The following is an 11,288-nucleotide window of genomic DNA, read 5'->3' as shown; positions in this document are numbered from 1 at the left end:
TTCGAGACGTCCCGTCCCGAAGGGTCCCCTCGCTCACCCGGTGGTCTCGGGAGGCGCTCAGCTGTCCTCGGCGACGAGGGCGAGGACCTGCTCGCCGTAGCGGTCCAGCTTGGCGGCGCCGATCCCCGGGATGCCGACCAGGGCCGCAGGGTCGGCCGGGCGCTGCTCGGCGATCGCGGTCAGGGTGGCGTCGGTGAGCACCACGTAGGGCGGCACGCTCTGCTCCTTGGCGCATCCGGCCCGCCACTGCTTGAGCCGGTCCAGCAGCTCGAGGTCCACGTCGGACGGGCAGTCGGCGCAGCGGAGCAGCTTCGTGGCCTCGACACCGAACAGCGGCGTCCCGCAGACACGGCACTTGGGTCGCGGCGCGCCGGGGCGGCGCTCCCCCGCGATCCGCGAGGCGGGGTGCGAGTCCGGGATCAGCCCGTGCAGGAACCGGCTGCGCCGCCGCGGGCGTCCCCGACCGGAGGCGCGGGCGAGCGCCCAGGACATCGAGAGCACCCGCCGGGCGCGGGTGATGCCGACGTAGAACAGCCTGCGCTCCTCCTCGATCGCGACCTCGTCGCCCTCGGCGTGCTGGATCGGCAGCGTGCCGTCGGCCAGCCCGACCAGGAACACCGCGTCCCACTCCAGCCCCTTCGCCGCGTGCAGCGAGGCCAGCGTGACGCCCTGCACGACGGGCGGGTGCGCGGCGTCGGCGCGGGTGTCCAGCTCCGCGACCAGCCGTGCCAGGTCCGCCTCCGGCTCGACGGCCGCCAGCTCCTCGGCCAGCCCGACGAGCGCGAGCAGCGACTCCCACTGGGCCCGTGCCGTCGCCCCCTGGGGCGGCTCGTCGGTGAGCCCGGCGCGCGCGGTCAGCACGGCACGGGTGACCGTGACCATGTCGGTGCCGGGACGCTGGTCCGGCGCGGCGCCGCGCAGCGCGATCATCGCCCGGCGGATCTCCTGGCGGGCGAAGAACCGCTCGCCGCCGCGGATCTGGTAGGGCACGCCCAGCTCGGTCAGGGCCTGCTCGTAGGCCTCGGACTGGGCGTTGATCCGGAACAGGATCGCGATCTCCGACGGGGGCGTGCCGTCGGCGATCAGGGTCTTGATCCGCCCGGCGGCCGCGGCCGCCTCGGCGGGCTCGTCGTCGTGCTCGGAGAAGTCCGGGTCCGGGCCGGGCGGGAGCTGCCCGACCAGCTGCAGGCGGCTGCCGGCCGGGCGGTTGCGCGCGGCGCCGATCAGCTGGTTCGCGCTGGAGACGATCTGCGGGGTGGAGCGGTAGTCGCGCTGCAGCCGCACCACCGTCGCCTCCGGGAACCGGCGCGGGAAGTCGAGCAGGAACCGTGGCGACGCGCCGGCGAAGGTGTAGATCGTCTGGTTCGCGTCGCCGACGACGGTGAGGTCGTCGCGCTCGCCGAGCCACGCGTCGAGCAGGCGCTGCTGCAGCGGCGTGACGTCCTGGTACTCGTCGACGACGAAGCACCGGTAGCGGGAGCGGAACTCGTCGGCGACCCCGGCGTGCTCCTCCAGCGCCACGGCGGTGTGCAGCAGCAGGTCGTCGAAGTCGAGCACCTCGGCGGCGTTCTTGAGCTCCTCGTAGGAGGCGTAGACGGCGGCCACCTGCTCGGCCGGGCCGGGGGTGTCGCGTTTGCGGCGCGCCGCCTCGGCCGGGTAGTCCGACGGCGCGACCAGGCTCGACTTGGCCCACTCGATCTCCGAGGCGAGGTCGCGCAACGCGTCCGAGTCGGTCCCGGCCTTCGCCCGGGCGGCCGCCTGGCCGATGATCCGCAGCTTGCCCTCGACGAGCTGCCAGTGCGGGCCGCCGACCACCCGCGGCCAGAAGTAGCGCAGCTGGCGCAGCGCGGCGGCGTGGAACGTCCGCGCCTGCACGCCGGAGGCGTCGAGCGCGCGCAGCCGGGTGCGCAGCTCCCCCGCCGCCCGCGCGGTGAACGTGACGGCCAGGATCTGCCCCGGCGCGACGTGCCCGTCCGCGACGAGGTGGGCGATCCGCCGGGTGATCGTGCGGGTCTTGCCGGTACCGGCGCCGGCCAGCACGCAGACCGGCCCGCGCGGGGCGGTGACCGCGGCGTGCTGCTCCGGGTCGAGGCCCTCGACGCCGGCCCCCTCGCCGTGGGAGGGGGCGTCGGTCGCTCGGGAGCTGGGCGCGGTTCGGGACACGGCCCCATCCTGACACCCGCCACCGACGGGACCGGACCGCCACCGCCGGTGAGGCCCCGGGTGTGAAGGCCCCCACCGCCGGGATGATCCGGCCGCGTGCGCGGGTTGTAGGGGGCATGGCCGATCTGACGATGTACACGACCACCTGGTGCGGCTTCTGCCGTCGACTGAAGATGCAGCTCGACGACGCGGGCATCGGCTACCGGGAGATCGACATCGAGCGCAACGCCGACGCGGCACGCTTCGTCGAGGGGGTCAACGGGGGCAACCAGGTGGTGCCGACCGTGATCTACCCGGACGAGACGACCGCCACGAACCCGAGCTTCTCCGAGGTCCGGGCCAAGCTGGCCGCCTGAGCCGGGGGCGGTGACGTCCCCACCCTGGGGACCCCGGTCAGTCGCCGTGGGCGGCCCAGGCGTCGAGCATCGTGCGGGCGATCGAGACCTTGCCCGGCAGGAGCACGACCTTGGTCCCGTCCTCGGACGGCTTCCCGCCCCAGTCGCCGCGCTGCAGGGCCGTGCGCAGCTCGGCACGGGTGATCCACACCGCGTCGGCGATCTCGCCGTCGGCCGGGTTCAGGGGGATGTCCGCGTCGGCGGTCGCGTGGAAGCCGAGCATCAGCGAACGCGGGAACGGCCACGCCTGGCTGCCCAGGTAGCGGACGTCGCGCACCGCGATGCCGACCTCCTCGCCGACCTCCCGGTGCACGCACGCCTCCACCGACTCGCCGGACTCGACGAACCCGGCCAGCACCGAGTACCGCCCCTCCGGCCACATCGGCTGGCGGGCCAGCAGCACCCGGTCCGCGCCGTCGTGCACCAGGCAGATCATCGACGGGTCGGTGCGCGGGTACTCCTCGTGCCCGTGCGCCTCGCACCGACGTGCCCAACCGGCGTTGTGCGGGTGCGTCGGGGAGCCGTCGCGGGGGCAGAAGCCGGCCATGTCGTGCCAGTTCAGGACGGCGACCGAGACGGTCAGCAGCCCGGACCCGAGCTCGTCGAGCCAGGCGCCGGCGGCGCGCAGGTCCGCCCAGTCCGACGGATCGTCCCCGGCCAGCAGGTCGGGCTTGCCGCGCACCGCCCAGTACGGGACGCCGCCGGTCGCACCGAGCAGCACCGCGTCCGACGGCGGCTCCTCGCCCAGGGTCGTGGCCGCGCGGGTGACGACCGTCCCGCCGCTGCCGGCGGCGGAGTCCCAGGCCGCGGCGTCGGCCTCGCGGAACGTCGCCTCCGGCTGGGTCTCCCAGGTGACCGGCGTGCGGCCGTTCTCGTCGACCACCACGATCCGGGCCTCGCTCCAGGTCCGGAGCTGGTAGTCGGTGTCGAACCGCAGCTGCTCGTCGCGGTCCATCACGCCGCGCGAGAGCACCGGCGGGTCGACGAGCTCGAAGTCCCCGGGCTTCATGCAGAACCCTCCCGGGTGACGCCGCCGAGCGCGCGCAGCCGCGGGCCGACCACGTCGGCGTCGCCCACGACCACCCCGGTGAACCGGGTCGGGGCGAAGAACTCGCACGCCGCGTCGGCGACCTGGGAGATCGTGACGTCCTCCAGCCGCGCCGGGCGCTCGCGGAGCCACTCCACGCCCAGGCCGACCGAGTCCAGCACGGACAGCGTCCCGGCCAGCGCGGACTGGCTGTCCAGCGAGATCAGCAGCGACCCGATCGCGTAGCGCCGCGCCGACTCGACCTCCTCGGTCGTCGGCGGGACGGCGGCCATCCGGCCGAGCTCGTAGCGGGTCTCCAGCAGTGCCGCCGCGGTGACGTCGCTGGCCACGTCGGTGTCCACACCGAGCACCGCGCCGCCGGGCACGAACTCCTGCGAGGAGTGCGCACCGTAGGTGTAGCCCTTGTCCTCGCGGATGTTCTCCATCCAGCGCGACGAGAAGTACCCGCCGAACACGAGGTTGGCCAGCTGGAACGCGGTGTAGCGCGGGTCGTCGCGGGACACCCCGGGTGCGGTCAGGCGCAGCTGGGACTGCACCGACCCGGGGCGGTGCACCAGCTCCAGGTCGCCGGCGACGACGGCCGGCGGCGCGGACAGCTCGCGCGCCGGGTGCGTCCCGGTCCAGCCGCCGAGGCGCGCCCGGACGGACTCGATCGCGGTGTCCGGGTCGATGTCGCCGACCAGGACCAGCCGCGCCCCGTCCGGGACGACCGTGTCGGCGTGCAGCTCCCGCACGCGCTCGGCGGTGATCCCGGCGACGGACTCGGCGGTGGGCATCTCCGAGGAGATCGGGTGCGTGCCGAAGCGCTTGAGCTGCAGGGCCTCGCGGGCGACCGTGCGCGGCTGGGCGCGGGCCACCGCGATCCGCTCGGCGAGGCGGCCGCGCTCGCGGGCGACCTCGTCGTCGGGGTGGGTGGCACCGGTGAGGACGTCGGCGAGCACGTCGAGCACCGTCGGCAGCCCGGAGGCCAGCGCGGACCCGCCCGCCTGCAGCCACTCCGGGTCGACTCCGACGCCCAGCTCACCGCCGACGGCGGCCAGCTCGTCGTCGATGCCGACGCGGTCGCGGGTCGCGGTGCCGGTCAGCATCGTCTCGACCAGCACCTCCATCCCGGCGGTGTAGGCGGGGTCCGCGGTGGCCGATCCGGTGGCGGCCGGGATGCGCAGCAGCACCTCGACCATCGGCACGCCGGGACGGTGCGCGGCGAGGACCTTCAGGCCGTTCGGCAGGGTCGCGGTCGTGACGTCGGGCAGCGGGACGTCCCGGGTCCGCCCGAGCGCCGGCAGCGGCCGCGGGCCGGTCCCGGTGCGTCCGATCTCCTCGGCGGTACGGGTACGCGCCGCGACATCGGGACTCTGGGTGGCCGTCACGAGTTCTCCTCCTGGTCGGACTGGTCCGTGGCCGGCTCGACGAGCAGGACGGCGCGGCCGGCGCCGCGCAGGCGTCCGGCGGCCTCGGCGATCTGCTCGGGGCGCAGTGCGGCGAGCCTGGCGGGCAGCTCCAGCGCGAGCTCGGCGCGGCCGTAGAGCAGCTCACGGGCGCCGAGGCCGAGCATCCGGAACATCACCCGGTCGTCCTCGCGGTGCAGCGCCGAGGCCCAGCGGGCGGACTGTCGGGAGAGCTCGTCGACGCTCGGGCCCTGGGCGGCGAGCCGGTCCAGCTCGTCGTCCACCGCGCCGAGGACCCGGTCCGGCTCGACGTCGGACGGGTGCACCGCGGTGATCGTGAACGTGTCCGGGTCGCGGGCGTCGAGCGGGCCGCCCATCAGCCCGTTCGACGCCGAGACGTCGGTGACCAGGCCGTCCGCGTGCACCAGGCGGCGCTGCAGCCGGGCGGCCTCGCCGTCGGTCAGCACCGAGGCGAGCATCGCGTGGGCGAGGTAGGAGTCGGGCTCGGTGCTCGGGTCCGGCACCCGGTAGCCGATCGCCATCGCCGGCAGCGGGGCGTGCGCGTCGGGCACCGACTGCCTCCGCTCGGAGCCGGGGACCGGCTCGGCGAAGCTCGGGCGTTGCGGCGTCGGGCGGGCCGGGATGTCACCGAAGTGCTTCTCGACCAGCGCCAGCACACCGTCCACGCCGTGCTCGGCGACGTCCCCGTGCACGGTCAGCAGGGCGTTGCCGGGCGCGTAGAACGTGTCGAAGAACGACGCCGCGTCCTCCAGCGTCGCCTGCTCCAGCTCGGAGAAGTCCCCGTAGCCGTTGTGCGCGTTCGGGAACGTGTCGTAGAGGACCGGCGGCAGCAGGATCCAGGGGAAACCGCCGTAGGGGCGGTTCACGACGTTGAGGCGGATCTCCTCCTTGACCACGTCCACCTGGTTGCGCAGGTTCTCGACCGTCAGCTTCGGCGCGCGGAGCCGGTCGGCCTCCAGGAACAGCGCCCGCTCCAGCGCCGCGCCGGGCAGCACCTCGAAGTAGTCGGTGTAGTCCTGGTGGGTGGAGCCGTTGAAGATCCCGCCGGAGGCCTGGACGTGGCGGAAGTGCGCGAGCTTCTCCAGGCTCTCGCTGCCCTGGAACATCAGGTGCTCGAACAGGTGCGCGAAGCCCGTGCGGCCCTCCGGTTCGGAGCGGAAACCGACGTCGACGTGCACGGACACACCGACCACCGGTGTGGTCGGGTCGGGCGCGATCAGCACCCGCAACCCGTTGGACAGGGTCGCCCGGTGGAGTTCGAGGGCGGCGGCTTCGACATCGGTCACGGACACGATCTCGACCCTAGCCGGGGGGTCCGACACCGTGCCGCCCGGAGCGTGCGGGTGCGGCAGGTCGCGCAGCCCTACTCCGGCGGCAGCACCACGAACTGGCGCAGCCCCAGGTCCTGATACGTCACCGGGCCGCGCGGGCCGGGCGTGTGGTCGACGTTGATGCCGGTCTCCGGCAGGCCGAGCAGCTTGTAGCCGTCGAGCAGGCGCGAGGTGGCGTTCCAGAACACGCCGGTGCCGGTGTAGCTGTCGATGAAGGCCTCGGCGACGCCGGCGTCGGTGGTGCAGATCGTCGCGGCCAGGCCCGAGGTCTCCCGGGCGGCGGTCCGCGCGGCGTCCGCCGCACCGTCGACGGGCGCGACGGTCACGTGCGCCTCGGCGCCGGAGTCCAGCGCCCACTCGTGCCCGAGCCGGTGCGGGTGCGGCGGCTCGGACAGCGCGATGCCGCGCTCGTCGAGGACCTTGCGGGCGATCGGCAGCAGCGTGTCCCAGGACGGGCGGTCGATCAGCAGCAGGTTGAGCCGGTTGCAGACACCGAGCCGGTCGGTGCTCTCGTGCACCAGGCGGGCGGCGGCGTCCGGGTCGGCGGCGGAGTCCAGGTAGAGCACCCCTCCCCCGTCGGCGTGGGCGAGGACGCGGGTGCCGGCGGTGGCGCCGAGCACGGAGAGCTTGCGGGTCACCTCGCCGCTGCCGCGCACGACCACGAGCGGCACCAGGTCGGGCAGGCCCACCAGTGCCTCGGCGCCGGCGTGCCCGGACAGCGGGACGAGCTGCACCGCGGCCGCCGGGATCCCCGCCGACTCGCACGCCGGTGCGAGCACCTGCTCGACCAGCGCCGTCGCGGTACCGAGCGCGGCCGCGCCGGTGCGCAGCACGGCGGCGCTGCGGGCCTTGAGCACCTGCGAGGCGACGTCGACGGTCACGTTCGGCCGGGCCTCGAACACCGCGCCGATCACGCCGACCGGGATCCGCCGCTCGAACACCCGTTCCCCGGTCTCCAGCGTCCGGACCGGCCACTGCACCGGAGGCTCCGGGGTGTCGGCGAGCACCTCGAGCTGGGTGGCCATGTCGGCCAGGCGCTCGCCGGTCAGCCGTAGCCGGTCCAGCAGGCCGGCCGCCATGCCGTTCTGCTCGGCGGCGTCGACGTCGGCGAGGTTCACCTCGAGCAGCGCCGGGGTGCGCTCGCGGATCAGCCGGGCCGCGGTGCGCAGGGCGTCGTCGACGGCGGCGCCCCCGGCCGCGCGCACGGCCGGGGCCGCGGCCCGGGCCCGCTCGGCGGCGGCCCGGACGGCGGCGAACTCCGGGGACTCGGTCGCGCCGGACGCGTCGTCACGGCGGGAGGCATCAGTGCTCGTGCTCACGCAGGTCAGGGTAGGCGCTCGCGGTCGTGGCGCCGCCGGGTATCCGGACTCGTCCCGCCCGGCCACGGCGACCCGGGCCCCGACCTGCCCGGGCCACTGCCCCGCGGTCACCGCGCACGCGTGTGGGCCCGCCCGACCGTCGAGGTGCGGCCCAGCGTCGGCCGGTGATCGACAACTCGTGCTGGTCCGCATCTCGGCGCGGACAGAACCCGGATCAGGACGCGGCGGGGACGGCGTAGACGACGATGTTCGACTCGTAGCTGCGGGCGGCCGGGTCGAAGCGGCCGCCGCAGGTGATCAGGACCAGCTGCGGTGCGCCGTCGCGGCGGAACACCTCGCGCGGCAGGTCGTACTTGCCGTACTCGCGCCGCGCCGCGACCCGGAACGCCGCGGTGCCGCCGGACGCGTCCCGCACCAGCACCGGTTCACCCTCGGTGAGCTGCGGCAGGACCGACAGGAAGCCCACGCCCTGGGCCCGGGAGTCGACGTGCCCGGCGATGACCGCGCTCCCGCTCGCGCCACCGGGCAGCACGCCCGGTGCCCACCAGCCGACGGTGCGGACCTGCTCGGGCACCACCATCCCGCCGGACGGGTCGGTGCCGACCGGGTCGACGGGTGCGGTGACGGCCCGGGCCGGGAGCTCCAGGGAGGTCGGCACGAGGGGCGCCGAAGCCGGTCGGCCGTCCTCGGGCCCGGGTCCAGATTCGGACTCGGAATCGGACTCGGACTCGGGCAGCGGGTAGACCGGGCCCAGCAGGCCGGGCAGGTCCGGTCCGAGCGGGGCGGGTGCCTGCGGCATCGCCGCCGGGACCGGGCGCCGGGCCACCGGCGCGGGAACCGGGTCGCTCAGCACGGCCGTCCCCGGGGCGCGCGTCTCCGGGGCGGCCTGAGTCAGCGCGGAGGGGTCGGGGACGTCGCCGCCGGCGTCCGGGGCCGGAGGACCCGCGGGGTCCGTCGCACCGTCGGGCCCGGCAGCGGGCCCCCCGTCGAGCCCCCCGTCGACGGCGGAGGGGCCGGGACCGGGGGACGTGTCGAACCCGCCGGACAGGTCCGAGACCCCGGTTGCCGGCAGCGGGCCGTCCGGCCGGACCAGCAGCTCGTCCAGCCCGGAGAGCACCGGGATGTCCTCGGCGAGCGGGCCGGAGGCGCTCGCCGTCGCGCCCGGCAGCGAGCCGAGATCCTGCGCGACGAGCTCGCGCTCGTCGGAGTCGTACAGGTGGAGCAGGACGCCGGCGCCCAGCGAGACCACGCCGAGGAGCAGCAGGAACAGTGCTCCCCGGGTCCCCGGGCGCCGGCGTCGGTCGCTCACGCCCTGGAGCGGCGCAGCCACATCCCGGCGGCGGCGATCAGGGCCAGGCCGAGGCCGCCGAAGGCGATCGGCAGGACCGGCGCGCCGGACTCGGCGGCCTGGCCACCGGTACCGGCGTCGACCGCCGGGCCACCCTTGCCCTCGGACGAGCCGGCGTCGCCGGAGCCCGAGCCGCCCGAACCCGAGCCGCCCTGCCCGGCGCCCGCGCCGCCCTGACCGGCAGCGCCACCGGCACCGTTCTCGCCACCCGCGGCACCGCCTGCGGCGTCACCACCGGCAGCGTCCCCGCCGGCGGCGTCACCACCGGCCTGGTCACCACCCGGAGTGGCGGCACCGGCCGCGGCGGCGGCCGCGTCGAGCTTCTGACCGAGCTGGTCGAGGTTGGCCAGCTGCTGCTGGGCCTGGGCCTTCTGGTCCTCGGGCAGGCCGGGGATGTTGAGCAGGCCGTTCGCCTGCTCCTTGAGCTTCGCCTGCTCGGCCTGCGCGGCCTGCAGCCAGCCCTGGTCGAACTGCTCGCCGGTGCGCGCCTTGATGTCGTCGAGCTGCGCCTGCTGCTCCGGGGACAGCTGGTCGGGCAGGGAGACGCCGACGGCCGAGGCGAGGCCGCGCAGCTTCTCATCAATGCCCTGGCCCTCGGACTGCACCTGCGGCGCGAGGTCCTTCACCTGGTCACCGACACCCTGGGCGACGCCGAGGCCACCGAGGCCGGCCAGTCCCAGTGCGCTCTGGTGGGCGTTGCCGAAGGCTGCCTTCGGGTCACCGACACCCGGAATCGACGGCAGGTTCGTCGGCAGGTTCGGGACGGCCGGCGCGCCACCGGAGCAGGCGGTCACACCCACCAGCGCGAAGGCGGCCACGGCGGCACCGGCCGCGACGCGGCCGTTCTTCTTGGTCATCTGGTTCCCCCGGAGGTTGCGATCCACGGGCGGTGAATACCAGCGTTACGCCATCTGGCGCAACCTGGGTCGCTCGACCGCACGCAGACGGTCGTTGAGCGGACCGTTCGACCGCGCGAGCGGGGCCCAGGTCGACCTTTCACCGCTTCAGCGGAGCGGGCGCGCTGGGGGGCGGGACGACCGGCCCGATGTCGCCGTCCGGGGCCTCGTCGAGGTCCAGCATCACCGGCGCGTGGTCGCTGGGCCCGCTGCCCTTGCGCGCCGCCCGGTCCACCCAGACCGCGGCCCGGCGCCCGGCGGGGCCGGAGCCCGCCAGTACGAGGTCGATCCGCATGCCCTGGTCCCGGTGGAAGCGCCCGGCCCGGTAGTCCCAGTAGCTGAACGCCCGCTCGTGCGGCCACCGCTCACGCATCACGTCGTGCAGCCCCGGCTCGCAGAGCGCGGCCAGCGCGGCGCGCTCGTCCGGGGTGACGTGGGTGGCGCCGTCGAACGCGGGACGGTCCCACACGTCGTCGTCGGTGGGGGCGATGTTCATGTCCCCGGCGACGACCGCCGACGCCGGGTCGCCGGCCGCGACGAGGTCACGCAACGCGCCCAGCCAGCGCAGCTTGTAGGCGTAGTGCGGGTCGCTCGGCTCGCGGCCGTTCGGCACGTAGACCGAGGTGACGCGCAGCCCGGCGCAGGTCGCGGTGACGGCACGGGCCTCGGCGACGTCACCGAACCGCGGCTCGCCGGGCAGGCCGCGGACGACGTCGTCGAGCCCGACCCGCGACAGCAGCGCCACCCCGTTCCACCGGCCCTGGCCGTGGTGGGCGACCTCGTAGCCGCGCTCGGCCAGCGGCCCGCCGAGCTCCTTCGCGAAGTCGCCGTCGGAGAGCTTGGTCTCCTGCAGGCAGACGACGTCCGGTGCCCGCTGGTCGAGCCAGGGCAGCAGGCGGGGCAGCCGGGACTTCGCGGAGTTGACGTTCCAGGTGGCCAGGCGCACGTCCGCAGAGACTACGGACACCGCCGCGGCCGGTCCCGCCCGGCGGGGCCGGTCCGGGTGACGGGTCAGCGCGGCTCGGGCAGCGTCTGCATCTCGTCGGCGCGCAGCACCGTGCCGTTGTCGGCCGCGACCCCGCCGAACTCGGCCCGGGTCCCGACCGAGGGCTTCGTGGTCAGTCCCGTGGTGTCCACCGCGGACGTCAGCCCGGACGCCTCGACGACGGTGGCGCGCGCGCCGGCGAGCGACGTGACGGTGCCGGTCAGGCGCGCCCGCGGCGTCTGCACCGAGGCCGCGACGGCGTCCGCCCCGGTCCCGGACACGCGGACGACGACCCGCTGCCCGGGCGTCAGCGCGGTCAGCTCGGTCGTGACCCCGCCGACCCGGGTCCGGTCGTCGGTGCGGATCGGGACGTCGCCGGCGCCGTCGCGGGCGA

The 11,288-nt window shown here is 75.5% G+C and carries 10 protein-coding genes; 1 reads left to right on the top strand and 9 read right to left on the bottom strand.

Annotation, left to right across the window (positions count from 1 at the left end; genetic code table 11):
* Positions 1 to 57 precede the first annotated feature (57 nt).
* Positions 58 to 2,163, bottom strand: coding sequence for an ATP-dependent DNA helicase UvrD2 (locus I4I78_RS23525; RefSeq protein ID WP_218613652.1), 2,106 nt, complete (start codon positions 2,161 to 2,163; stop codon positions 58 to 60).
* 116 nt (positions 2,164 to 2,279) lie between these two features.
* Here I4I78_RS23525 and I4I78_RS23520 point away from each other — a divergent pair, with 116 nt between their 5' ends.
* On the top strand, positions 2,280 to 2,519 hold the full coding sequence (locus I4I78_RS23520) for a mycoredoxin (RefSeq protein WP_218613651.1): 240 nt from the start codon (positions 2,280 to 2,282) through the stop codon (positions 2,517 to 2,519).
* Between the two features lie 37 nt (positions 2,520 to 2,556).
* Here I4I78_RS23520 and nudC read toward each other — a convergent pair whose 3' ends face one another.
* The 8 genes from nudC to I4I78_RS23480 form a co-directional block, all read right to left on the bottom strand.
* A complete protein-coding gene (nudC, locus tag I4I78_RS23515) occupies positions 2,557 to 3,567 on the bottom strand; it encodes an NAD(+) diphosphatase (RefSeq protein WP_218613650.1) in 1,011 nt (336 codons plus the stop codon).
* A complete protein-coding gene (locus tag I4I78_RS23510) occupies positions 3,564 to 4,976 on the bottom strand; it encodes a pitrilysin family protein (RefSeq protein WP_218613649.1) in 1,413 nt (470 codons plus the stop codon). The genes nudC and I4I78_RS23510 overlap by 4 nt, the downstream gene beginning before the upstream one ends.
* Positions 4,973 to 6,307, bottom strand: coding sequence for a pitrilysin family protein (locus I4I78_RS23505; protein ID WP_308252307.1), 1,335 nt, complete (start codon positions 6,305 to 6,307; stop codon positions 4,973 to 4,975). The genes I4I78_RS23510 and I4I78_RS23505 overlap by 4 nt, the downstream gene beginning before the upstream one ends.
* Positions 6,308 to 6,378: 71 nt before the next feature.
* Positions 6,379 to 7,665, bottom strand: coding sequence for an aldehyde dehydrogenase family protein (locus tag I4I78_RS23500; protein ID WP_218613648.1), 1,287 nt, complete (start codon positions 7,663 to 7,665; stop codon positions 6,379 to 6,381).
* A gap of 214 nt (positions 7,666 to 7,879) precedes the next feature.
* Complete coding sequence (locus I4I78_RS33935) at positions 7,880 to 8,974, bottom strand: class F sortase (protein WP_218613647.1); 1,095 nt, start codon at positions 8,972 to 8,974, stop codon at positions 7,880 to 7,882.
* Entirely contained in the window at positions 8,971 to 9,897 is a 927-nt protein-coding gene (locus tag I4I78_RS23490; protein ID WP_218613646.1) for a DUF4142 domain-containing protein, read from the bottom strand. The genes I4I78_RS33935 and I4I78_RS23490 overlap by 4 nt, the downstream gene beginning before the upstream one ends.
* Before the next feature lie 112 nt (positions 9,898 to 10,009).
* Positions 10,010 to 10,855, bottom strand: a complete 846-nt coding sequence (locus I4I78_RS23485) for an exodeoxyribonuclease III (RefSeq protein WP_218613645.1) — start codon at positions 10,853 to 10,855, stop codon at positions 10,010 to 10,012.
* Positions 10,856 to 10,920: 65 nt separating this feature from the next.
* On the bottom strand, positions 10,921 to 11,288 hold a 368-nt coding region (locus I4I78_RS23480), incomplete at its 5' end, for a hypothetical protein (protein ID WP_218613644.1).

Source organism: Pseudonocardia sp. KRD291 (genome assembly GCF_019263595.1).
Taxonomy (GTDB): Bacteria; Actinomycetota; Actinomycetes; order Mycobacteriales; family Pseudonocardiaceae; genus Pseudonocardia.
This window is presented reverse-complemented; position numbering and strand designations above follow the sequence as displayed.